The organism is Pseudoxanthomonas gei (assembly GCF_010119615.1).
Lineage (GTDB): Bacteria > Pseudomonadota > Gammaproteobacteria > Xanthomonadales > Xanthomonadaceae > Pseudoxanthomonas_A > Pseudoxanthomonas_A gei.
Window position 1 is genome coordinate 103,809 of record NZ_QOVG01000008.1, and the last position, 22,775, is coordinate 126,583.

Below are 22,775 nucleotides of genomic sequence, written 5' to 3' on the forward strand. Positions count from 1 at the left end.
CCGAGCCGATTGCCTCAGCGCCAGATCCTGACCTGCTCCGCGTCGCCGCGACGCATCGGCTGGCCTGCCTTGCAGCTGAAGGACTCGGCGAAGGCCGGCTGGTTGGACAGCGGACCGTTGCTGCGCCACTGGCCGGGAGCGTGTGCATCGGTGGCGATGCGCTGGGCCGCTTCAGCGGGCGAGAGCTGCTGCGCCCAGAGCTCCGACCAGCTGCGGAAGAGCGTCTGCTTGGCCCCTGTGTTGGGCGCCAGCTGGGCGTGGGTGTAGGCATCCCAGGCCAGCTCCACGCCGGCAAGGTCGGCCAGGTTCTCATCCAGGGTCAACGTGCCGTTGACCTTGGCGGCGGTAAGCGCGGGGAAGGGATAGCCGTTGTACTGGGCTGCCACCCGGGCGCCCAGCGCATTCCACGCGGTGACGTCGGCCGGCGTCCACCAGTCGCGGATCTCGCCGCCGGCATCGACCATGCGGCCGCGCAGGTCGAAGCCGCGGCTGAGTTCGTGCCCGACCAGGGCGCCGTAGGAACCGAACAGCGCCGAATCACCGCGCGCGACGTCGAACACCGGCGCCTGCAGCACCGCGGCGGTGACTATAAGGCGATTCTGGGCCAGGTCGTAGGCCAGGGCCGGCTGCTGTGGCAGCACGTCCCAGCGGCGGTCGGCGTTGCCCTTGCCGATGCGCTTCATTTCTTCGCGATGGCGCCAGGTCGATGCGATGAGGATGTTGCTGCCGAAGCTGCCGCGGCCCATGGGCTGCACGCTGTAATCGAGGTCGCGGCGCGGGGTGCCGACCTCGATCTTCAGCTTGTCGATCTTCGACTTCGCCTCGGCCTTGGCCGCTGCGCTCATCCAGCTGTTGCCCTCCAGGCCGCGGGCCAATGCCTCACGTACATCGCGGGCCACGGCCTCGGCCTTGTCCTTGCTGGAGGACGGCAGGTAGCGCCCCGCATATTCACGGCCCAGCATCGGGCCGGCGGCGGTATTGATTGCAGCCAGCACGTGCTGCCAGCGTGGCGCAGGCGCCGCCTCGCCTTTCAACACGCGGCCGCGGAATTCGAAGTCGGCATCGCGGAACGATTTGGCCAGGTACGGCGCCATCGCATCGCCGACCTGCCAGCGCAGATAGGTCTTCCACTGCTCCGGCTTGATCGTGGCGATCAGCGTGTTGAGTTCGGCGAACAGCGCCGGGTTGGCCATCGACACGGTGTCGTCCGTCACGCCCTGGGCCTTCAGGAACGCATCCAGTTGCAGGTTCTTGTACTGCTTGGCCAGGTCCTTGGTGGCGACCGGCACATAGTTGGCCAGGGGACTGCGCAGGTCCTGCAGCGGCCGGGACACGCGCGCCAGCCTGGTTTCCAGGTCGATCACCGCCAGCGCTTCGGCATCGAGCTTTTCGGGCTTGGTGCCGGTCAGGGTCAGGATCTGCTTGACGTAGTTCTGGTAGCGGCCCAGCAGTTCGCGGGTCTCGGCATCACTGCGGGTGTAGTAGGCCGGGTCGGGCAGGCCCATGCCGCCCTGGCTGAAATAGCCGATGTGGCGGTCCAGCGCCTTCAGGTCCACGTCCGGGCTGAAGTTGAAGGCTACCGGTATGCCGACCTGGTGCAGGGCGGCAATCGCGGCGGGCACGTCCTTGGCGCGCTTGATGCCGTTGATGCGGTCCAGCAGCGGCGCAATCGGCCTGGAACCGTCGGCCTCGACCGCCGCCTCATCCAGGCCACTGGCCCAGAAGTCGCCGAGCAGCTTCTGCACGTTGCCTTGCGGCGACTGCATCGCGGCATCCAGCAGTGCGCGCTGCTGCTGCTCGCTGCGTTCGCGCAACTGGCCCAGCGCGGTCACCGAACCGACCCCGGCCGGCAGCGGATTGGCCGTCAGCCATGCCGCGTTCGCGCTGCTGTAGAAATCAGTGCATTCGGCGCTGACCGCAGGCGCCTTGGGCGCCTTCTTCTTCTTGGCAGCGGCGTGGGCATCGGTGGCGCCGAGCGCGGCCACCAGGGCGAAGGCGAGCAGGGAGGGCTTGCTGAGGGCGTTGCGCAGCTGGGGCATCTGGAATGTTCCGCATCGATGGATGCGGGGAGTCTAGCAAGGGCGACCTCGCGCCCCATGAACACGTTCCGCAAAAAAAGCGAAGGCCCGGACATGCCGGGCCTTCGCGGGTGTTGCGGTACGAACGGGTTTGCTAGATCAGGCTCACCAGATCACGACCTTCTTGTCGTCGGCACGCACCATCGGGTCGCCGGCCTTGCACGAGAACGCGGCGGCGAACGCGGGCATGTTGGACGGCGTGCCGATGGCCCGGAAGTTGGCCGGGGCGTGCGGGTCGGTCTTCAGGCGCACGGCCAGGTTTTCCGGGGTGAAGTTGCGACGCCACACGGTGGCCCAGTTGAGGAAGAAGCGCTGGTCGCGGGTCAGGCCATCGGTCTTGGGATCGGGCGTGCCTTCGGTGGCCTTCTTCATCGCATCGTAGGCCGTGGCCAAGCCGCCCAGGTCGGCGATGTTCTCGCCCAGGGTCAGCTTGCCGCTGACCTGGCCGCCGGCGTCGGTCTTGTAGCCGTCGAACTGGCTGATCAACTTGCCGGTGCCGGCCTCGAACGCCTTCTTGTCGGCCGGGGTCCACCATTCCTCGAAGTTGCCGGTCGGGCCGAAACGCGCACCCTGGTCGTCGTAGCCGTGGCTCATCTCGTGGCCGATCACCGCGCCGATGCCGCCATAGTTCATTTCGTCGGTGGCATTGGCATCGAAGAACGGCGGCTGCAGGATCGCGGCCGGGAACACGATCTCGTTCTGCTGCGGGTTGTAGTAGGCGTTGACCGTCTGCGGGCTCATGCCCCATTCGGTCTTGTCCACCGGCTTGCCGATCTTGGACAGGTTCCACTTGTAGTTGAACTCGTTGGCCGCCAGCACGTTGCCGATGTAGCTGTCGCGCGCGGTCGACAGGCCGGTCCACTCACGCCACTTGTCCGGATAGCCGATCTTGGGGGTGAAGGTTTCCCACTTGGCGATGGCCTTCTGCTTGGTCTCGTCGCTCATCCACGCCAGGTTCTCGATGCGTGCCTTCAGCGCGGTGCGCAGGTTGCCCACCAAGGCTTCCATCTTGGCCTTGGATTCGGCCGGGAAGGCGACCTTGACGTACATCTGGCCCAGCGCTTCGCCGGCCTGGCTCTCGATGGTGTCGAGCACGCGCTTCCAGCGCTGCTTGATTTCCTTCTGGCCATTGAGGATCTTGCCGTTGAAGTTGTAGTTCTCGTCGACGAAGGCCTGGCTGAGGAACGGCGAGGCGCCATCGACGGCGTGGAAGCGCAGGTAGCTGCGCCAGGTGGCCGGCGCGGTGTCGGCCAGCATCTTGCTCACTTCCTGGTGGAAGGCGGGGATGGCGAGCGAGAAGTTGCCGGTGGTCGGCACACCCTGTGACTTGAAGAACTCGGTCCACGAGAAATTCGGAGTCAGCTTGTCGGCGTCGGCGACCGACATCGGGTTGTAGGAAAGCTCGGCGTCGCGCGACAGCTCGGTGCTGGTCTTGGAGGCCTTGGCCAGGCGCGTTTCGAACGCGATCACGGCCTTGGCCTGTTCGGCGGCATCGGCGGCGGCTACGCCGGAAAGCTCAAGTACCTTGGCGACGTGGGCCTGGTAGGCCTGCAGCTTGTCCTTGTTTTCCGCCTTGGTGTAGTACTCCGGGTCCGGCAGGCCCAGCCCACCCTGGAAGGCGTAGGCGATGTTGAGCGAGGAATCCTTGAAATCCGGGCTGGCGCCGAAGCCGAACAGGCTGTTCTGGCCCTTGGCGGCGCTGCTGCGCAGGTAGCCGACAATCGCGTCCTTGTCATTCAGGGCGTCGATGGCGGCCAGTTCGGGCTTGATCGGCTCGATGCCCTGCGCATTGACCTTGGCTTCGTCCATGCCGGTGGCCCAGAGATCGCCAACGATCTTCTCTACACCGGTCGCGTTCTTGTCGGCTGCGGCCTGTTCGGCCAGTTGCTGCTGCACGGAGTTGGAACGCTCGTCCAGCATCTCGAAGGCGCCCCAGCTGGCGCGGTCTCCGGGAATGGCATTGGCGGCGAGCCACTTGCCGTTGGCGTAGCCACCGAAGTCGACGCAGGCATTCTTGGTGGTGTCCAGGTCCGCCAGCATGAAGCGGTTGACTGGTGGCAGCTTGGATTCGTCCAGCTTCAGTGCGGCGGGCTCGGCGCTGGTAGCCGCAGTGGCGTCGGCGGCCGGGGTGGCGGCTTCGTCTTTCTTGCCGCAGGCGGCCAGGGCCACGGCGATGGCCACGGACAACAACAGGATCTGGGGTTTGCGAATCACAGACTACTCCGGCCCCGCAGGGCATAGAAAAAGGGACGACCCACGGCGGGGTCGTGCGCGAACTCTACGCCTGCGACAGGGCCGTAGAGGGTGTCGAAGGTCATGCACCCCGCCTAATTATTTCTTCACATCAATGACTTACAGGGCGCGTGCTAGGGTTTTGGCGCACGGAAGGCGTGCGTGGCAAGGCCGGGTTATGCAGGTTGAATTCCACGGGGCTGCGGGCGAGGTCACCGGCTCCCTGCATCTGGTCATCGCTGCCGGCAAACGCATCCTGCTGGACTGCGGACTGATGCAGGGCAGTCGCGAATCGGAGGCGCGCAATGTGGATCCGTTCCCGTTCGAGCCCTCGCAAATCGACGCGCTGGTGGTCAGCCATGCCCACATCGACCATATCGGGCGGGTGCCACTGCTGGTGAAGCGCGGCTTCAGCGGACCGATCTTCGTCCAGCATGCCGGCGCGGACCTGATGCCGGTGATGCTGCTGGATTCGGCTTCCCTGGCCGAATCGGACGCCTTGCGCGCAAACCGCAAGCGCGGCGCGGGCGAACCCGAAGTGCAGCCGCTGTACGCGCGCGAGGACGTGGAGCTGGCCATGGAGCAGGTGCGGGGACTGCCCTATGGCAGCCGCCAGGAGATAGTCCCGGGCGTGGAGATCACGTTCCGTGACGCCGGGCATATCCTCGGTTCCTGCATCATCGAGCTGTGGGCCGACGGCAGGAAACTGGTGTTCTCGGGCGACCTGGGACCCAAGGGCACGCCCATCCTGCGCGATCCCGAATTGGTACGCGATGCCGACCTGGTGCTGATGGAATCCACCTACGGTGACCGCAACCACAGAGAGCGGGCCGACACCCTGCATGAACTGGGCGATATTTTCGAAAGCGCATGGCGGGATCGCGGCAACGTGCTGATTCCTGCGTTCGCCGTGGGTCGCAGCCAGGAACTGCTGTACTGGTTCGCCAAATACTGGGACCAATGGCAGCTGTCGCGCTGGAAGATATTCCTGGACAGTCCGATGGCGGCCAAGGTGGTCTCTGTATACGACCGCCATGCCGAACTGTTCGACCAGGAGGCGTTGCAGGTGTGGAAGGACAAGCCGAACCCGTTCAGGCTGCCCAACCTGCACATCAGCGCGAGCACCGCCGAATCGATGGCAATCAACCAGTTCGAGAGTGGCGCCATCATCATCGCCGGCTCGGGCATGGCCAATGGCGGCCGCATCCTTCACCACCTCAAATACAACCTGGGGCGCCGCAATGCGCACATGGTGTTCGTCGGCTACCAGGCCGAAGGCACCCTTGGACGACGTCTGGTGGAAGGCGCGAAGTGGGTGCGCATCCATGGCCGCGACTACCGGGTCAATGCGCAGAAGCACACAATCGGTGGACTTTCGGCGCATGCCGACCAACGCGGATTGATGGAATGGTATGCGGGCTTCGATCAGCATCCGCCGCTGGTGCTGGTGCATGGCGAGGACAAGGCCCGGGAAACGCTGGCCGGGGAAATCGGCGAGCGCCATGGCATCCGCGTCGAGCTGGTGCGCCCGGGGATGGTCCTGGAGGTGTAGCCCTGGCCCGGCGCTCAGTCCGGGCTGCGTAATGTGGGGTGCGTGGCACGCGCCGGGGGCAAACCGCTTTCGCTGGCGTGGCTGAAACTGCGGTTGCGGCCAGCCTGCTTGGCCTGGAAAAGCGCCGAGTCGGCGCGCTCGAAGACCTCGGACGCCGCAACGGCTTCGCTGTTGGCAGGCACCGTGTGGATGCCGATGCTCGCGGTGAACGGAACCGCCGCCGCCGGCGTGCCGGTGCGTGTGGAAAGGTTGGCCAGATCGACATGGATGGTGGTGGCGATGGCCGCTGCCGACTGCGGCGTGGTTTCCGGTAGCAGGACCGCGAATTCGTCACCGCCGAGCCGGGCCACCAGGTCGCGCGGCCGGCGTGCGCGGCCGCGCAGGATATGCGAGAAGGTGCGCAGCACTTCATCTCCCGCAGGCTGGCCCAGGCTGTCATTGAGGCGACTGAAATGGTCCACGTCCAGCAGCAGCAATGACAGCGGCTGGCCGCTGCGCCGGGTCAGGCGCAGCTCCTGCTCCAGTTCCTGGTCGAACTTGCTGCGGTTGGCAAGCCTGGTCAGCGGGTCGGACTGCGCCTGGCGCCGCGAGCGCCGCAGCACGCGCAGGCCCAGCAGCAAGGCGCCCACGGCCAGTACGCACAGCGCCGGCACGGGCGGGAACCACAGGCCGGCGAAGCGCAGCAGCAGGACGCAGGTCAGCATCACCAGCAGCAGGGCAATGGCCAGCGGACGCCACAACTCATGCAGCCCACGCAGGCCCAGCAACAGCAGCGGCAACACCACCAGCGCAATGGACAGCAGGACCTGCGCGGCCAGGCCCAAAGGTACCCGTGCGTTGTCCTGCAGCAGCATGTTGAGGACGTTGGCCTGGTAGTCGAGTCCCGACCGCTGCGTTCCGCCATCGGCAGTGGACGCCGCCGCCTCGTTACCCATTCCGGCAGCCGCGATGCCGACCAGGATCCAACGCCCGTGCAGCGCGGAAGCAGGTACTTTTCCGCTCAGCACATCGGCATAGGACACGGAATGGAAGGCGTCGTCCGGGTCGATGTAGGGCACCAGCACCTGGTAGTCGCGCATCCACCGCCCCGGCGACGCCATGGCGGGCGGTGGATCGCGCAGGCCGGGCAGCGCAAGGTCCGGCTCCGGCTCCGTCCCCGATTCGGTCCCGGCCTGGCTCAGCGCCAGGGCCAGTGAAGGCCAGTGCGCCGATCCCAGTCCGGCGCGCAGGAACGCGTGGCGGGGCACGCCGTCGGCATCGACTTCCATGTCCACATGCCCGAGCGAGGCGGCGGAACCGGCGAATTCCGGGATTGGCAGCAATTCGATCGCGGTGCCGTCCGCCTGCGACGGCTCGACATGGACGGGCAGCACCACCCTGGCGCTGCGATTGAGCGACTGCGCCAGCAATGCATCGCCTTCCGGATCGAACAGGGCAGGTTGCGAAAGCAGGATATCCAGCGCTATCCCTTTCACCCCGGCGGCCGTGAGGCGATCCACCAGAGTCGCATGCAGGCGCCGCGACCATGGCCACCGGCCAAGCTCGGCCAGGCTTTTTTCATCAATGGCCACCACCACGATGCGGTCGTCGACGGGTGGCGTGAAGCCGGCGGCAAGCCGATCGTAGATCCACGCGTCCGCGCGCCAGGTCAGTGATCCCAGGATCAGCAGGCTCACCAGGGCGGCCGCTGCCACGCTGGTCAGCAGGCGCGCCTTGATTCTTGTGTTCCAGGGCCGGTTCGCAGTCATAGGGCGAGCACCATCCAGCGCGCACGGGCCGTGCGCATGATCCATTGCCAACCCCGCATGGCACTGGGGTCGATGTAGAAGCCGGCACCATCATCCCCGTGCCATCGCAGCTCCATCGGCAGGATTATAGGTGTGCGACAGGACCCGGCATGCCGGCACCCCGGGGCCGCCCTCATTCCGTACCGTTTCGGGCGATGATTGGGGCGCGGGACGATCCGCCTTCCGGGAACGCATGATGGCAAACAGGCAAGTCGACTGCGATGTGCTGCTGGTGGGCGGGGGCCACAACGGGCTGGTCTGTGCCACCTACCTGGCCAGGGCCGGCCTGAAGGTCACGGTGCTGGAGCGCCGCCACGTGGTGGGCGGGGCGGCGGTGACCGAGGAATTCCATCCCGGCTTCCGCAACTCGGTGGCTTCCTACACCGTGTCGCTGCTGCAGCCCAGGGTCATCGCCGACCTGGACCTGCACGCGCACGGTTTGAAGATCGTGCAGCGCAAGCGCAGCAACTTCCTGCCCTTGCCCGATGGCCGTCACCTGCTGACCGGCGGTGGCGAGACCCTGCAGCAGGTCGCCAAGTTCTCGGCACGCGATGCCGAGCGCCTGCCCGAATACGAACGCCGGCTGGATGCGATCGCCGACGTGTTGCGCGCGCTGGCCATGCAGCCGCCGCCCAACGTTACCGACGATGGCTGGTGGAAGGCGCTTCCGGAACTGATGCGCGCCGGCCGCCTGGGCAGGCAGCTGCACCGGCTCGACGAAACCATGCGCCAGGAATTGCTCGACCTGTTCACCGTTTCGGCGGGCGAATACCTGGATCGCTGGTTCGAGAGCACGCCGATCAAGGCGGTGCTGGGTTTCGACGGCATCGTCGGCAATTACGCCAGCCCCTACACGCCGGGCTCGGCCTATGTGCTGTTGCATCACGTCTTCGGCGAAGTGAACGGCGTCAAGGGTGCCTGGGGCCACGCCATCGGCGGCATGGGCGCGATTACCCAGGCCATGGCCAAAGCCGCGGTCGCCGCCGGCGTGCAGATCCGCACTGACGCCGGCGTCCGCGAAGTGCTTGTCGAGAAGGTGGATGGAAAGCCGGCCCGCGCGGTGGGCGTGCTCACCGAATCGGGAGAAACCCTGCGCGCGCGCGCGGTCGTCGCCAACGTCAATCCCAAGTTGTTGTACGAGCGCCTGATGAAGCCCGACGTGGTGCCGGCGCCAACGCGCGAACGCATGGCTAACTGGCGTTGCGGTTCGGGCACCTTGCGCATGAACGTGGCGCTGTCGCGACTGCCCGATTTCACCGCATTGCCTGGCGAAGGCGACCACCTGACCGCCGGCATCATCATGGCGCCCGACCTGGACTACATGGACCGCGCCTACCTGGATGCGCGCGCGCATGGCTGGTCGAAAGAACCCATCGTGGAGATGCTGATTCCGTCCACGCTGGATGACACGCTGGCGCCCGCCGGCCAGCACGTCGCCAGTCTCTTCTGCCAGCAGGTGCAGCCGGAGCTTTCGGATGGTCGCAACTGGGACGACCATCGCGATGAAGTAGCCGACCTGATGATCGCCACCGTCGACAAATATGCGCCCGGCTTCAGGGCTTCGGTGCTGGGCAGGCAGGTGCTGACGCCGCTGGACCTGGAGCGCACCTTCGGCCTGATTGGCGGCGACATCTTCCACGGCGCGCTGTCGCTCAACCAGTTGTTCAGTGCGCGGCCCATGGTCGGGCAGGCCGACTATCGCGGCGCGGTCGCGGGGCTCTACCTGTGCGGTGCCGGAACCCACCCCGGCGGCGGCGTGACCGGGGCGCCCGGACACAATGCAGCCAAAGTCATCCTCTCGGATTTCTGACGACCCGTCCCAAGGAGTCCGAATGTCCTTTTTGGCCACCCTGTTGTTGCCGATGTTGCTTCTCGTCGCCGATCCGGCGGTGCCCGGGCCCGCGCTGGCCGTGTATGCAGACGCGGATCCTGCCGCCAGCTATCTGACCATTCCTCCCGGCAGGCGCGCGACCTTCAGGAAGATGGTCAACGCCGCAATCCAGAAAAATCCGCGCAACAGCGTCGCGTTGTCGCATCGTGCCCACCTGTTCGCCGAAGCGGGCGATCCGGTACGCGCCAGACGCGATTTCGATGCGGCGCTTGAATCCGCGGGAGATGACAGGGTCTACCAGCGGAGCGTGTTGTGGTCGCGCGGCTGGGTCCACTACGACATGGGATCGACGGATCTTGCGCTGGAAGACTGGAGGAACGCCGAGCAGTTGCACGGCGGCCATCCGTACTGGGTGACCTATACCTATGCCTTGGCCTACTGGACCACGGGGGCAGAGCCGCTAGCGCTGCAGTGGTTCGATGCCACGGTGCGCGCGATGCCGGCATGGGGGCAGGACGAGGGATTCGAACAAAAGATCAAGAACTGGACACCGGGGCAACAGGCGGATGCGTGCGCTGTTCACCGAATGGAGGCGCAGCCATCCCATTGCAACCAACGGAATTCCAGCCATCGCCTCCGCAGGCTGAGCGGCATTGACGCGCTGCGGGTCGCCGGTGGTAGCGCAAATGGAAAAGCCGCCGGCTGCAGTGCGGCCGGCGGCTCCGTTGCTCAGCTGGGTCAGCCCTTCTTGCCGGCGATCCAGCGGTCGATCTTGGCTTCCAGCACGTTCAGCGGCACCGAGCCGTCCTTCAGCACTTCGGCATGGAATTCGCGCACGTCGAACTTGCCGCCGAGCTCCTTCTCCGCCTTCGCGCGCACCTGCTTGATCTTGAGTTCGCCGATCTTGTAGGCCAGCGCCTGGCCCGGCCAGGCGATGTAGCGTTCGGCTTCGGCGGTGGACTGGGTTTCGCTTTCGGCAGAGTTGTCGAGCATGTACTTGATCACCTGCTCGCGGGTCCAGCCCTTGCTGTGCAGGCCGGTGTCGGTGACCAGGCGGATCGCGCGCCACAGTTCGTTCTGCAGGTAGCCGAAGTAGTCGTACGGGGTTTCGTACACACCCAGGGACTTGCCAAGCGATTCGGCGTACAGGCCCCAGCCTTCGACGAAGGCGGTTTCGCCACCGAAGCGGCGGAATGCCGGCACGCCCTGCAGCTCCTGTTGCAGCGCCAGCTGGAAGTGATGGCCGGGAATGGCTTCGTGCAGGAACAGGTCCTCTGCATCCCAGGTCTTGCGCGTCGGCAGGTCGTAGGTGTTGACGTAGAACACGCCCGGCCGGCTGCCGTCCTCGCTGGGGCTCTGGTATTCGCCACCGGCCGCGGACTTGGCACGGAATGCCTCCACCGCGCGGATCTCGAACGGCGCCTTCGGCGTCAGCGAGAACTGCTCGGGAATGCGCTTGTTGATGCGTGCTTCAAGCGCGCGGTAGTACGCCAGCAGCGCCGGCTCGTCCTTGAAGCTGAAGCGCGGGTCGTTCTGCATGAACTTGAAGAAGTCCTGCAGCGAGCCCTTGAAGCCGGTCTCGGCCATCAGCTTGCGGATTTCGCCGTGGATGCGCGCCACTTCGTCCAGACCCAGCTGATGGATCTCGGCCGGGCTCATCTCGGTGGTGGTGGTGTTGCGCGCGTTGTAGGCGTACCACGCCTGTCCGTCCGGCAGTTTGTCCAGGCCCACGCTGTCGCGGGTGGCCGGCAGGTATTCGTCGTTGATGAAGGCGCGCAGCTTGCGATAGGCCGGCAGCATCCGGTCGGCGATCATGGTCCGGTACGCAGCCGTCAGCCGCTGCTTGTCGGCGGCGCTGAAGTCGGCGGGCAGGCTCTTGACCGGTCCCCAGAACAGGGTGTCCTCGGGCTTGTCCTTGATCAGCGCATCCAGCTGCGGGACCACCTTGACCATCAGCGCGCGCGGCTGCACCACGCCGGCCTTGATGCCTTCGCGCATGTTGGCGATGTCGGTGTCGAACAGAGTGGGCAGCTTGTTGCCGCGCGCCAGCCAGTTGTCGTAGTCCTTCACCGTCTTGAACGGCTGCGCGCTGGTGCCCGAACCCAGCATCACCGCATAGCTGGCGATGCTGGCCATCTGGTTGACCGGCATCATCCAGTCGGGGAATTTCTCGCCTTCCAGCGAATTCTTCGAATCACGCACGAAGATCTCGTAGCTCAGCAGGTCCTGGCCGGTGAGGCCGGCGCTGCCCACGTCCTCGATGGTCTTGAGCCAGCGCGCGGTGAAGTCGTGCTGCTGCTGGCGGAAAGCGGCCGAGCCGAAATCCGGAAGCTGGTCGTTGTAGCGCGGATCGCCCTGGAAGGTTGCCTGGATCGGGTTGAGCTTGAGTACTTCCTCCCAGTAGTCGACGTAGAGCTTCTGCAATTGCGCGGCCTTGGCCGATGCGGGCTGGCTGGCGACGGGCGCGGCGACTGCTTCAACGGCGAATGAAGCGGAAGGTGCCAGCAGGGCGGCGGACAGCGCCAGGGCGAGCAGCGAAGGGCGACGGAAGGTCATGCGGGTGTTCCTCCATGGGTATCGGACAGCAAGCGTGGCCCATCGGCAGGCAACAAGCGAGGGGCCGGAAGTCATGCCCGGGTCAACATGCCTGGTCAATCGGCCGCGGCCTCCTCACGCAACTGGCGCTCGCGCTCGTGGCCCAGCCAGGCGCGGATGGCATGCCGCATCAGGTACAGCAACGGGATCAGCGCCACCGCGGCCAGCATCTTGTAAGCGTAGTTCACGCTGCTGACCGCAAGGAACAGCGAGGTCGGCCAGTGCTGCGGGCCCAGTACGAAGGCGATGTACAGCACCACGAAACTGTCCACCAGTTGCGAGACCGCGGTGGAGCCGGTCGCGCGCAACCACACGTGTTTCTCGCCGGTGGCCGCGCGGATGCGGTGGAACACCGCCACGTCGATCAGCTGTCCCAGCAGGAAGGCCACGATGGAGCCGGCAATCGTCCACATGCCCTGGCCGAATATCGCCGCGAAGGCCTTCTGGTAGTCCGGCACGCCCTGCGACTGCGCCGCTTTCACCCACCAGTCGGCAGGCGCCAGGGCAATGGCCGCGAACGCGAACAGGAAGCCGTAGACGATCAGGCCCACCGCAAGCCAGGAAATGAACTTCACCCCGCGCCGGCCGAAGAATTCGTTGATGGTGTCGGTGAGGATGAACACCATCGGCCACAGCAGGGTGCCGGCGGTGAAACTCAGCGAGCCGCTTTGCCCGAACAGGTTCCATTCGAACGGCGCGATGCCCAGTGTGTCTTCCAGGGCGAAGATCTTGACCCCGATGAACTCGGCCAACACGGCGTTGACGCAGAAGAACGCGGCCAGCGCGATGAACAGCCTTGTCGCGCGGTCATCGAGCGTGCGCGTGTGGGCCATGGCTCAGCGGTCACCGGCGCGGGTGAAGGGCACGCTCTCCGGGGAAACGGCGCCGCCGGAAATGATGAAGCTCATCGCCTGGTCCACGGTCCAGTCGGTCGGCGTCAGCAGTTCGATCGGCACGATTTCCAGGTAACCCGAGGTAGGGTTGGGGGTGGTGGGCACGTAGACGGCGGCGAGTTCGCGGCCGGTGCCTTCTTCCTTGAGGATGCGGGTGACCAGGCCCACCGACTTCATTTCCTTGTGCGGGAAGTCCACCAGCACCACGCGCTGGGTATTGCCCGGCTTGGTCTGCAGGATGTCGAGCAGCTGACGCGCACTGGTGTAGATGGTGCTGGCCAGCGGGATGCGCAGGATCAGCAGCTCGAACCACCCCAGCATGCGTTGGCCGATCACGCGCCGGCTCAGCACGCCGACTGCCAGGATCACGAACAGGGTCGCTACCAGTGCGATGCCGGCCTGCACCCATTGCGCATTGAACCAGCCCATGTAGCCGGGGAAAGACGCGGCGATCTGGTGCGACAAGGGCTCGACCAGCGGCCGGCTGATGTCCGACAGCAGCACGAACACGAATTTCACCACCACCCAGGTCAGCCAGATCGGCAGCAGGGTGAGCAGGCCGGTGAGGAACAGTTTTTGCAGCGAGGGGCGAGCGGCATGGGGGTCGTTATGCATGCGCGCATTGTAACGGGGTGCCAGCGCTGTCCGGCTTTCAGCGGGCCCGTGGTTTCAGGCGCACGTAGACCTGCTTGCGGACCGTGGCTACCAATTGATCCTGCGCGTCCAGCACCTCGACCGGAAACCAGCGCAGGTATTTCCCGCCGCCGGCAGTCGCAGCGCGGATTTCGTCCAGGACCGCATCTTCCAGGTTGAATTCCGCATGCACGGTGCCCTTGCCGGGCTTCACGAATTCGATCGCCGCGGCCTTGTCCCAGACCAGGTAATCGTTGCCCAGGCATTCCTTGATCTGGATCATCCAGAACGGGTCGGTCATGGCGAACAGGCTGCCGCCGAAATGGGTGCCCACGTAGTTGCGGTTCCAGGGACGCATGCGCAGTTCGACGCGGACATGACGCCAGTCCGGGGCGATGCGGGTCACGTGGATGCCGCTGAGCAGGAAGGGCGCCCAGAAATTGAACAGGCGGCGGAGGAGGGTGGATTTCATGCGGTAGCCGTATTCGAAACGGCGGCCAGCCTACCATACGCAAAGGTATGGACTGGCGCAGGACCTCAGAAAAGCAATGACGACATCTTGCGGCGGTACTGGCCCACCAGGTCTTCGTCATCGACCACCCGGAAGGCGTCGATCAGCGTTTTCCTCGGCAGCCCATCCTCATAGCCGCGATCACGCCGCAGCATTTCAATGAATTGCTCCAGCCCGGCCTGCGGCTTTCCGCCCAGCAGTTGCTGTACGCCCAGCAGGTGGCGTGCGCGCAGGTCGTCCGGGTTGGCGGCAAGGGCGGCCTCCAGCACCTCGGCCGGGGGGGCATCCTTGACCAGGGCGGCGAACCAGAGACGCGATCGTGCGCGGATGGCCCGGTCGTCGGTTTCCAGGTTGGCGGGCAGGCCATCGAGCAGGGTTTCGGCCTCGGCCGCGGCGCCGCTCCTGAGCAGTGCGAGGGCCAGGTCGAGCTTCAGTTCGGCCTTGTCCGGCTCGGCCTCGATGGCCTTGCGCAGCGCCATCACCTCGGCATGCGGGTCCAGCGGCAGGGCGGCGTCGGCCACGGGCTCTTCGTTCGCGGCCGCGCCCGGCTCGACGCCATGTTGCTTGAGGAATTCACGCAACTGGCCCTCGGGGACCGCACCGGGGAAGCCGTCGACGATCTGTCCGCCCTTGACCAGGAACACGGTCGGCACCGAACGGATCTGGAAGGCCGCGGCGATTTCCTGCTCCTTATCCACGTCGACCTTGGCCAGCAGGAAGCCGCCGTTGAATTCCCCGGCCAGCTTTTCCAGCATCGGCCCCAGGGTCTTGCATGGTCCGCACCAAGTCGCCCAGAAGTCGACCAGCACGGGGGTCTGCATGGATTTCTGCAGGACTTCGGCCTCGAAGGTCTCGGTGGTGGCGTCGAAAACGTGGGGCAGCTCGGACATGGGGGACTCGCTGGGTTGGTCTGGGTGGCGGTCTGGGTGACGGCCTGGGTGGCGGCCTGGGGTGGAGGCGTGCCGGTGAGATGGTGGCAGGGGTCGAGGATACAAGGCGATGTAAAGAAGAGTTGACATCAGGTGCCGGAAAGGTAAAGTATATTTTACATATAGTCCGTCAGGGGTTACATCATGGAAAAAGTCGGGGGGTTGCGTCGCTGGGCATGGCCCTGTGGTTGTTGCTGGCCGGTCCGGCCGATGTGCTGGGCGTGGACGCGGGCAAGCTCGGCATGGCCGTGCTGGTGACCACGGCGTGGCTGTCGCTTTATGCGGTGTCGCGGCTGCCGCGGGGCCAGCTGGAGGCGGTGGTCTCGCCGGGCGAATGGCGGGCCTGGGTGGGCTTCGGCTTCACCCTGGTGGCCATCGTCTATTTCCTCTCCCAGGTCCCGGTGTTCGAGCAGAACGGCGCCGGTGCCAGCGCCGTCGCCCGCAACCTGGTGATGCTGCTGGTCGCCTGGCTCCTGCTGTCCAGCGTGATGGGGTCGCGCTGGAAGGGAGCGGTGCAGCAGGACGAGCGCGACCTGGAGATAGAAAAAAAGGCCAGTGCCCGGGGACGCAGCGCGCTGGTGTTCGTGGTCATCGCCCTGGCGGTGATGCTGGGCTTCTCGCCCGCCGACAGGCTGCAATGGGCCACCCACTTCATGATCGCCAACCTGCTGGTGTGCGCGCTGATGTGGGGATGGCTGTGCGAATACGCCGCCACCGTGTTGCTCTACTGGCGCGACCGCCGGTGAGCGGCACGCCGCTGGCCAACGACATTCGCCGCTGGCGTTTTGAACGCGGCGAAATGACCCAGGAAGCACTGGCCCAGGCCTGCGGGGTGACCCGGCAGACCATCATCGCGCTGGAGGCGGGGAAATATTCGCCCTCGCTGGAACTGGCGTTCCGCATTGCGCGGGTGTTCGGCGTAGGCGTAGCGGAGGTATTCAGATGGAAAGTGGAATGAGATACCTGCGCCTGGCCGGCGTCGCCGCGGCGCTGATCTTCGTCCTCACGCTAGTCGGTTTTGGCGCAGCGCTGGACGGCTACCTGCAGTCGGTGTATCCGGTGGCGCTGTTGGGCGCGCGGGGCTTCCCGAATGCCACGGCTTTCAACCTGCTTGCCTTCGTTTTGCCGGGCATGATGGCCGCTGCGGTGACCCTGGCGCTGCGCCTGCGTCTTCCCCGCAACGCGGACTGGCTGCCGCGCATCGGTGCGCAACTGGTGTTCCTGTCGGCGCTGGCCTTCATCGCCATGGGCCTGTTGCCGCTGGATCCGCGCGACCTGGAAAGCGAGGCCAGCCGTTTCCATGGCACCGCGTGGATGATGTGGTGCCTGGCCTTCGTTCCCGGTGCCTGCCTGCTGGCTGCGGGATTGCGGCAATTTCCCGAGTGGCGATTGTTTGCGCGCCTGAGCGTTTTCGCCGCAATGATCGTGCTGGTTGCCGCCTTCCTGCTGACCAGCGTCATCGCCGCCGGAATTGCCCAGCGCCTGGCATTCGCTGCGTGGCTGGCCTGGCTGGCCCTGGCGGGATGGCAGCACGGCGCTGCCACGGGCAAGCCCTGAGCACCGGCCAAGCACGGACCTGCAGAACGACCGGGCAGGCCGTTTTCGCCGTGGATCGTCGATTTCCCGTGGATTTAGCCGTTGGAAGCGCGCAAGGGCAGCCAATGCCATGGCGGTGTCTGGTGCGCTGCGGTACGCTTCGCAGCTTGATTTCCGTGCCGAAGTCCGCCCTTCATGTCCGTTTCCGCTGAACCCGCCGTCCACGATCCCAAGTCCGTAGAAACCGCCGCGCAATCCTTCTGGGACCGCAACCGCGCTTTCGAGGTCAACGAAAGCTCCGACAAGCCGAAGTTCTATTGCCTGTCGATGCTGCCGTATCCGTCCGGCGCGTTGCACATGGGCCACGTGCGCAACTACACCATTGGCGATGTGATCAGCCGCTACCAGCGCATGACCGGCAAGAACGTCCTGCAGCCGATGGGTTGGGACGCGTTCGGCCTGCCGGCGGAAAATGCTGCGATCAAGAACAACACCGCGCCGGCCAAGTGGACCTACGCCAACATCGAGCACATGCGCAGCCAGCTGAAGTCGCTGGGTTATGCCATCGACTGGTCGCGCGAGTTCGCCACCTGCCGTCCCGACTACTACGTGCATGAGCAGCGCATGTTCGTGCGCCTGCTGCGCAAGGGCATCGCCTACCGCAAGAACTCGGTGGTCAACTGGGATCCGGTGGACCAGACCGTGCTGGCCAACGAGCAGGTCATCGACGGCCGCGGCTGGCGCTCGGGTGCGCTGGTCGAGAAGCGCGAAATACCACAATGGTTCCTGCGCATCACCGACTATGCGCAGGAATTGCTGGACGGGCTGGACAACCTGCCGGGCTGGCCGGATTCGGTCAAGACCATGCAGCGCAACTGGATCGGCAGGTCGGAAGGACTGGAGATCAAGTTCGCGGTGGAAGGCAGCACCGACTCGATCAGTCCGGACTCGATCAGTGTGTTCACCACGCGTCCCGACACGCTGATGGGCGTGACCTTCATCTCGATTGCCGGCGAACATTCCCTGGCATTGAAGGCGGCCGCTGCCAATCCGGCGCTCGCTGCGTTCCTGGACGAGTTGAAGCGCGGCGGCGTGTCCGAAGCCGAGCTGGAGACCCAGGAAAAGCGCGGCATGGATACCGGCCTGCGCGCAGTGCATCCGGTCACCGGCGACAAGGTCCCGGTGTGGGTCGCCAACTTCGTGCTGATGGGCTACGGCACCGGTGCAGTGATGGCCGTTCCCGGCCACGATGAGCGCGATTTCGAATTCGCCCACAAGTACCAGCTGCCGATCCAGCAGGTGATCGCGCTGAAGTCGCCGAAGAACGAGGCCGAGCAGAATTACGACGCGAGCACCTGGCATGACTGGTATGGCGACAAGACCCGCACCGACCTGGAGCTGGTGAATTCCGGGGAATTCGACGGCCTGGGTTTCCGTGGCGCCTTCGAGGCGCTGGCCGAACGTTTCGAGCGCAAGGGCCAGGGTCAGAGGCGCGTGAACTATCGCCTGCGCGACTGGGGCGTATCGCGCCAGCGCTACTGGGGCTGCCCGATACCGGTCATCTACTGCAACAAGTGCGGTGCTGTGCCGGTGCCGGAATCGCAACTGCCGGTGGTCTTGCCGGAGAACGTGACCCTGGATGGCGTGAAGTCGCCGATCAAGTCCGATCCGGAATGGCGCAAGACCACCTGTCCCGAGTGCGGTGGTGCGGCCGAGCGCGAAACCGACACTTTCGATACCTTCATGGAATCGAGCTGGTATTACGCGCGCTACACCTCGCCCGGAGCGAAGGACATGGTCGACAGGCGCGGCAATTACTGGCTGCCCGTCGACCAGTACATCGGTGGCATCGAGCACGCGATCCTGCACCTGATGTACTTCCGTTTCTACCACAAGCTTTTGCGCGACGCGCGGCTGGTGGACAGTGACGAACCAGCCACCAACCTGCTGTGCCAGGGCATGGTCATCGCCGACACCTACTACCGCGAGTCGGCGAACGGCAACAAGGAATGGATCAATCCCGCCGACGTGGAAGTGCAGCGCGACGAACGCGGTCGCGTGACCGGTGCGGCACTGATCGCCGATGGGCAGACGGTCATGATCGGCGGCAGCGAGAAGATGTCCAAGTCCAAGAACAACGGTGTCGACCCGCAGTCCATGGTCGACAAATACGGCGCCGATACGGTCCGCCTCTTCTCCATGTTCGCCGCTCCGCCGGAACAGTCGCTGGAGTGGAACGAGGCCGGCGTCGAAGGCATGTCGCGCTTCCTGCGCCGCCTGTGGACACAGGTGCACAAACATGCGGCTGCCGGAACTCGCCACAGCGCAGCTGATCCCGCGTCCCTGACCGCTGAGCAGAAGGCGTTGCGCCGCAAGACCCACGAAACCATCGACAAGGTCGCTGGCGATTACGGACGTCGCCACAGTTTCAATACCGCGATCGCGGCGGTGATGGAGCTTTCGAACTCCTTGAACAAATTCGACGACGCGACCGCCAACGGCCAGGCAATCCGCCAGGAAGCGCTGGAAGCGGCGGTGTTGCTGCTCAACCCCATCACCCCGCACACCAGCCACGCGTTGTGGCAGGTGCTGGGGCACGCGGAGACCTTGCTGGAAGACCTGCCGTTCCCGCAATGCGACACCGCCGCGCTGGTGCGCGACCAGGTGACGCTGGCGATCCAGGTCAATGGCAAGCTGCGCGGGACCATCGAGGTGGCTGCGGACCTGCCGCGCGACCAGATCGAAGCCCTGGCGCGCGCCGAACCCAATACGGCCAAGTTCATGCAGGGGCTGGCGATCCGCAAGGTGATCATCGTGCCCGGCAAGATCGTCAACATCGTCGCCGCATGAGGTCCATGCGGCCCCGGGCTTGCCGCTAGGGCGCATTCACGCCTGATGCGGCAGTCTAGGCAGCCCGCCTATTGCCGCCCGCGCCGGGCTACTCCAGACTTCGCCCATGACCTCATCCCCTGTAGTGCGCCTCGCGGCGATCTGTTTCCTTGCCATGGCCGTGTCGGCCTGCGGTTTCCACCTGCGCAACAAGATCGCTTTGCCCGCCGACCTCGGGCCGGTGCGGGTGACCTCGACCACGCCCTACAGTCCGCTGGCCGAGTCACTGGCTGACAGCCTGGGCCGTGCCGGTGCCGTGCCGGCTGGAGCCGATGCCACCGAGGTGGCGACCCTGCAGATCCTGTCGGAGCGTTGGGGTGACCTTCCCATCGCCATCGATGCGCAGGGACGCGCGCAGGAATTCAGCCTGCGCTATGCGACGGTCTTCGTGTTCCGCCGTGCCGATGGCTCCGAACTGGTGCCGCAACAGGTAGTGGAACTGTCGCGCGACTATGTGTCGCCGCCCGAGAACGCGACCGGCACCCTTACCGAACGCGAAGTACTTGCCACCGAGCTGCGCCGTGAAATGGCCGCCTCCATCCTGCGCCGCATCGATGGCGTGATCCTGGGCGGCGTGCAGGGCAAGAGCCCGGCGCCCTAGTGGCATTGCGCCAGTGGAACTGACGCCCGAAAGACTGGTCGCCTTGCCGGACGACGGCGTGCTGCACGCGGTCTACCTGGTGGCGGGGCCCGAAACGCTGCGCGTGCTGGAAGGTGCCGATTCGGTGCGCAGGCGGGCGCGGGCGCAAGGCATCAGCGAGCGTGAAGTCTTCGACGCCGACGGGCGCGATTTCGAGTGGAGCAACCTCGAGGCGTCCTTCAACGCACCCAGCCTGTTCAGTGCGCGGCGGCTGGTGGAAGTCAGGTTGCCGACCGGCAAGCCGGGCAAGGACGGCATCGCTGCGATCATCGAGTTCTGCGACAACCCGCCGCCGGACGTGGTGTTGCTGATCACCGCCGGTGACTGGAGCAAGGCCCACCACGGCAAGTGGACCGAGGCGGTGTCGCGGATCGGCGTGCTGGCGGTGGCCTGGGCGATCAAGCCGCACGAACTTGCCGGCTGGGTGGAAACCCGCTTGCGCGCCAAAGGCCTGCAGGCTGACCGCGCGGCCGTGCAGGTGCTGGTGGATCGCGTGGAGGGCAATCTGTTGGCCGCAGCGCAGGAAATCGACAAGCTGGTCCTGCTTGCCGGCGGCACGCCGCTGGACGCCGCGCAGATGCAGTCACTGGTCGCCGATGCCGCGCGTTACGACGTGTTCCGGTTGACCGATGCCATGTTGGGCGGGCAGGGGCCGCAGGTATCTCGAATGCTCGCCGGCCTGCGCGCGGAAGGTGACGCGGTCCCCGGCCTGCTGCCGATGCTGGTCCGCGAATTGCTGCGCACCGCCGCGCTGGCCCGCGCCCAGGCGCGTGGCGGCAACCTTGCTTCGGAAATGAAATCGCAGGGCATCTGGGAAACCAGGCAGGCTCCTTTCAAGCGCGCGCTGCTGCGTCATCCCAACCCCGCACGCTGGGATCGCTTCGTCGCCGAGGCCTCGCGCATCGACCGCATCGCCAAGGGTCGCGGCGACGGTGACGCATGGGTGGCCCTGGAACGCCTGTTGCTGGCCGTTGCCGAAGCACGCGCGGTTCGCCTGCTGGTGGCCTGAAGCACGTGGCCGGGGATCAGGCGCTCCAGTTCTTTTACGGCGGCACCTTCGATCCCGTCCATAACGGGCACATGGCCATCGCCCGCGCCGCGTGCGACGAGCTGGGCAGCACGATGCGCCTGATGCCGGCCGCGGATCCGCCGCACCGTGATCCGCCCGGGGCGGATGCGTTCCATCGCGCCCGGATGCTCGACCTCGCCGTGGCCGGGGAACCCGGGCTGGTGGTGGACCGGCGGGAGCTGCAAAGGCAGGGGCGCTCCTACACCATCGACACCCTGCGCGAGTTGCGGCTCGAATTCGGACCGTCGCAGCCGCTCGCCCTGCTGATCGGCGCGGACAGCCTGCTTGGCCTGCCCACCTGGCGGGAGTGGCGGACCTTGTTCGGGCTGGCCCATTTCGTGGTCGCACCACGCCCGGGCAGCCCGGTGGATACGGGACTGCCGCCCGAGCTTGCAGAGGCGCTGGCAGGCCGCTGGACCGGATCCCCCGAGACGCTCCGGCACGCGCCTGCAGGACACCTGTACCTGCTCAACCAGCCCCTGCAGCCTGAATCGGCCAGTGAAGTGCGCCGGCGCATCAGTGCCGGGGAGGCGTGGCAGGGCTTGGTGCCAGGCCCCGTGGCGGGCTACATCCTTGCCCACGGGTTGTATTCACAGCCGGGCCCCGTGGTCAGTCCGGTATAATTCGCCCCAATCACCGGAGCTTCCAAGCCTTTGTCCAGCCAAACCCAAGTCATCAAGACCCGCCTTCCCACTCCGCCGCCGTCGGTCCCGGCGCTGCTCGCCAACGTCCATGCGGCACTGGCAGAACTCAAGGCGAAGGACGTGGTCGAGATCGACGTTCGCGGCAAGTCCAGCGTGGCCGATTACATGGTCATCGCGTCGGGCACCTCGACCCGCCACGTGAAGTCCAGCGCCAACGAAGTGGTCAAGTTCGCCAAGAGGCTCGATGTGATGCCGTTGGGCGTGGAAGGCGAGCGCGAGGCCGAGTGGGTACTGGTCGACCTGGGCGACGTCATCGTCCACGTCATGCTGCCGCGCGTGCGCGAGTTCTACGCCCTCGAGCGCCTGTGGACCGTCGGCGACCAGCCGCCGGACGATCATGAAGCCGCGGATGCAGTACAGCGCTGAGCGCAGCTTGCGGGCCAGGGCATGAAGGCCCGCCTGATTGCCACCGGTGAACGCGCACCCGCCTGGGTCGCACAGGGTTTTTCCGAATACCAGAAGCGCCTTTCGCACTGGCTTCCGCTGGAGCTGGTGGAAATAGAGCCGGGCCTGCGCGGCAAGGGCCGCGATGCGCAACGCGCCATCGAGGAAGAAGGACGGCGCGTGCTGGCCGCCTTGCCCAAGAACGCGCATGTAGTCGCGCTGGAAGTCGCCGGCAAGCCGTTTTCCTCCGAACAACTGGCGCAGCGCCTGGAACACTGGCGCGGCCAGGGTCGCGACATGGCTTTCCTGATCGGAGGCCCGGAAGGGCACTCACCGGAAGTACTGGCCGGTGCAAGCGAAACCTGGTCGCTGGGTCCGCTGACCTTGCCGCATATGCTGGCCCGCCTGCTGGTGGCCGAACAGCTGTACCGCGCTGCGGCCATGCTGGCCAACCATCCCTACCACCGCGCCTAGTGGCCAGGCCCGCCCTGCAGGAGCAGGGAGGGCCGTTG

Annotated in this window: 19 protein-coding genes; 11 read left to right on the forward strand and 8 right to left on the reverse strand. The window is 65.9% G+C overall.

Annotated elements, in window-relative coordinates; translation table 11 throughout:
• Positions 1-14 precede the first annotated feature (14 nt).
• Together DT603_RS12445 and DT603_RS12450 are read right to left on the reverse strand one after the other, a co-directional pair.
• The gene (locus tag DT603_RS12445; protein ID WP_162350209.1) at positions 15-2,039 is read right to left on the reverse strand and encodes a M13 family metallopeptidase; all 2,025 of its coding nucleotides are present in this window, start codon (positions 2,037-2,039) and stop codon (positions 15-17) included.
• A 144-nt stretch (positions 2,040-2,183) separates the two neighbouring features.
• Complete coding sequence (locus DT603_RS12450) at positions 2,184-4,292, reverse strand: M13 family metallopeptidase (RefSeq protein WP_425500973.1); 2,109 nt, start codon at positions 4,290-4,292, stop codon at positions 2,184-2,186.
• A 196-nt stretch (positions 4,293-4,488) separates the two neighbouring features.
• Here DT603_RS12450 and DT603_RS12455 point away from each other — a divergent pair, with 196 nt between their 5' ends.
• Entirely contained in the window at positions 4,489-5,862 is a 1,374-nt protein-coding gene (locus DT603_RS12455) for an MBL fold metallo-hydrolase RNA specificity domain-containing protein (protein ID WP_162350210.1), read from the forward strand.
• A gap of 14 nt (positions 5,863-5,876) precedes the next feature.
• Here DT603_RS12455 and DT603_RS12460 read toward each other — a convergent pair whose 3' ends face one another.
• Entirely contained in the window at positions 5,877-7,610 is a 1,734-nt protein-coding gene (locus DT603_RS12460) for a CHASE2 domain-containing protein (RefSeq protein ID WP_162350211.1), read from the reverse strand.
• A 235-nt stretch (positions 7,611-7,845) separates the two neighbouring features.
• Between DT603_RS12460 and DT603_RS12465 the strand changes: the two genes are divergently transcribed.
• Positions 7,846-9,459, forward strand: a complete 1,614-nt coding sequence (locus DT603_RS12465) for a phytoene desaturase family protein (RefSeq protein ID WP_162350212.1) — start codon at positions 7,846-7,848, stop codon at positions 9,457-9,459.
• Between the two features lie 759 nt (positions 9,460-10,218).
• Here DT603_RS12465 and DT603_RS12470 read toward each other — a convergent pair.
• The 5 genes from DT603_RS12470 to trxA form a co-directional block, all read right to left on the reverse strand.
• Positions 10,219-12,036, reverse strand: a complete 1,818-nt coding sequence (locus DT603_RS12470; RefSeq protein ID WP_162350213.1) for a DUF885 family protein — start codon at positions 12,034-12,036, stop codon at positions 10,219-10,221.
• 95 nt (positions 12,037-12,131) lie between these two features.
• The gene (locus DT603_RS12475; RefSeq protein ID WP_162350214.1) at positions 12,132-12,908 is read right to left on the reverse strand and encodes a queuosine precursor transporter; all 777 of its coding nucleotides are present in this window, start codon (positions 12,906-12,908) and stop codon (positions 12,132-12,134) included.
• 3 nt (positions 12,909-12,911) lie between these two features.
• Entirely contained in the window at positions 12,912-13,583 is a 672-nt protein-coding gene (locus tag DT603_RS12480; protein ID WP_162350215.1) for a DUF502 domain-containing protein, read from the reverse strand.
• A 37-nt stretch (positions 13,584-13,620) separates the two neighbouring features.
• Positions 13,621-14,073, reverse strand: a complete 453-nt coding sequence (locus tag DT603_RS12485; protein ID WP_162350216.1) for a DUF4442 domain-containing protein — start codon at positions 14,071-14,073, stop codon at positions 13,621-13,623.
• Positions 14,074-14,138: 65 nt separating this feature from the next.
• Entirely contained in the window at positions 14,139-15,002 is an 864-nt protein-coding gene (gene trxA, locus DT603_RS12490; RefSeq protein WP_162350217.1) for a thioredoxin, read from the reverse strand.
• Positions 15,003-15,217: 215 nt separating this feature from the next.
• Between trxA and DT603_RS12495 the strand changes: the two genes are divergently transcribed.
• The 9 genes from DT603_RS12495 (at position 15,218) to rlmH (ending at position 22,737) form a co-directional block, all read left to right on the forward strand.
• On the forward strand, positions 15,218-15,787 hold the full coding sequence (locus DT603_RS12495; RefSeq protein ID WP_162350218.1) for a hypothetical protein: 570 nt from the start codon (positions 15,218-15,220) through the stop codon (positions 15,785-15,787).
• Positions 15,784-15,999, forward strand: a complete 216-nt coding sequence (locus DT603_RS12500) for a helix-turn-helix transcriptional regulator (protein ID WP_162350219.1) — start codon at positions 15,784-15,786, stop codon at positions 15,997-15,999. The genes DT603_RS12495 and DT603_RS12500 overlap by 4 nt, the downstream gene beginning before the upstream one ends.
• Positions 15,984-16,598 (forward strand): DUF998 domain-containing protein, encoded by a 615-nt coding sequence (locus DT603_RS12505; RefSeq protein WP_162350220.1) that lies wholly within the window; start codon positions 15,984-15,986, stop codon positions 16,596-16,598. Before DT603_RS12500 ends, DT603_RS12505 begins: the two co-directional genes overlap by 16 nt.
• 174 nt (positions 16,599-16,772) lie before the next feature.
• On the forward strand, positions 16,773-19,427 hold the full coding sequence (gene leuS / locus DT603_RS12510) for a leucine--tRNA ligase (RefSeq protein WP_162350221.1): 2,655 nt from the start codon (positions 16,773-16,775) through the stop codon (positions 19,425-19,427).
• A 106-nt stretch (positions 19,428-19,533) separates the two neighbouring features.
• Complete coding sequence (locus DT603_RS12515) at positions 19,534-20,067, forward strand: LPS-assembly lipoprotein LptE (protein ID WP_162350222.1); 534 nt, start codon at positions 19,534-19,536, stop codon at positions 20,065-20,067.
• 13 nt (positions 20,068-20,080) lie between these two features.
• On the forward strand, positions 20,081-21,115 hold the full coding sequence (holA, locus tag DT603_RS12520) for a DNA polymerase III subunit delta (protein WP_162350223.1): 1,035 nt from the start codon (positions 20,081-20,083) through the stop codon (positions 21,113-21,115).
• Positions 21,046-21,798 (forward strand): nicotinate-nucleotide adenylyltransferase, encoded by a 753-nt coding sequence (gene nadD / locus DT603_RS12525; RefSeq protein WP_162350224.1) that lies wholly within the window; start codon positions 21,046-21,048, stop codon positions 21,796-21,798. Before holA ends, nadD begins: the two co-directional genes overlap by 70 nt.
• A 30-nt stretch (positions 21,799-21,828) precedes the next feature.
• Positions 21,829-22,245 carry a ribosome silencing factor gene (gene rsfS / locus DT603_RS12530; protein ID WP_162350225.1) on the forward strand — a complete coding sequence of 139 codons (417 nt, stop codon included), beginning with the start codon at positions 21,829-21,831 and terminating at the stop codon, positions 22,243-22,245.
• Positions 22,246-22,266: 21 nt separating this feature from the next.
• Positions 22,267-22,737 (forward strand): 23S rRNA (pseudouridine(1915)-N(3))-methyltransferase RlmH, encoded by a 471-nt coding sequence (gene rlmH / locus DT603_RS12535; protein ID WP_162350226.1) that lies wholly within the window; start codon positions 22,267-22,269, stop codon positions 22,735-22,737.
• The last annotated feature ends 38 nt before the right edge of the window (positions 22,738-22,775 follow it).

Excerpts from the sequence above, each read along its gene's own strand:
- DT603_RS12445 (WP_162350209.1), bottom strand. The coding sequence starts at position 2,039 with ATGCCCCAGCTGCGCAACGCCCTCAGCAAGCCCTCCCTGCTCGCCTTC.
- DT603_RS12455 (WP_162350210.1), top strand. The coding sequence starts at position 4,489 with ATGCAGGTTGAATTCCACGGGGCTGCGGGCGAGGTCACCGGCTCCCTG.
- DT603_RS12460 (WP_162350211.1), bottom strand. The coding sequence starts at position 7,610 with ATGACTGCGAACCGGCCCTGGAACACAAGAATCAAGGCGCGCCTGCTG.
- DT603_RS12465 (WP_162350212.1), top strand. The coding sequence starts at position 7,846 with ATGGCAAACAGGCAAGTCGACTGCGATGTGCTGCTGGTGGGCGGGGGC.
- DT603_RS12470 (WP_162350213.1), bottom strand. The coding sequence starts at position 12,036 with ATGACCTTCCGTCGCCCTTCGCTGCTCGCCCTGGCGCTGTCCGCCGCC.
- DT603_RS12475 (WP_162350214.1), bottom strand. The coding sequence starts at position 12,908 with ATGGCCCACACGCGCACGCTCGATGACCGCGCGACAAGGCTGTTCATC.
- DT603_RS12480 (WP_162350215.1), bottom strand. The coding sequence starts at position 13,583 with ATGCATAACGACCCCCATGCCGCTCGCCCCTCGCTGCAAAAACTGTTC.
- DT603_RS12485 (WP_162350216.1), bottom strand. The coding sequence starts at position 14,073 with ATGAAATCCACCCTCCTCCGCCGCCTGTTCAATTTCTGGGCGCCCTTC.
- trxA (WP_162350217.1), bottom strand. The coding sequence starts at position 15,002 with ATGTCCGAGCTGCCCCACGTTTTCGACGCCACCACCGAGACCTTCGAG.
- DT603_RS12495 (WP_162350218.1), top strand. The coding sequence starts at position 15,218 with ATGGCCCTGTGGTTGTTGCTGGCCGGTCCGGCCGATGTGCTGGGCGTG.
- DT603_RS12505 (WP_162350220.1), top strand. The coding sequence starts at position 15,984 with ATGGAAAGTGGAATGAGATACCTGCGCCTGGCCGGCGTCGCCGCGGCG.
- leuS (WP_162350221.1), top strand. The coding sequence starts at position 16,773 with ATGTCCGTTTCCGCTGAACCCGCCGTCCACGATCCCAAGTCCGTAGAA.
- DT603_RS12515 (WP_162350222.1), top strand. The coding sequence starts at position 19,534 with ATGACCTCATCCCCTGTAGTGCGCCTCGCGGCGATCTGTTTCCTTGCC.
- nadD (WP_162350224.1), top strand. The coding sequence starts at position 21,046 with ATGGGTGGCCCTGGAACGCCTGTTGCTGGCCGTTGCCGAAGCACGCGC.
- rlmH (WP_162350226.1), top strand. The coding sequence starts at position 22,267 with ATGAAGGCCCGCCTGATTGCCACCGGTGAACGCGCACCCGCCTGGGTC.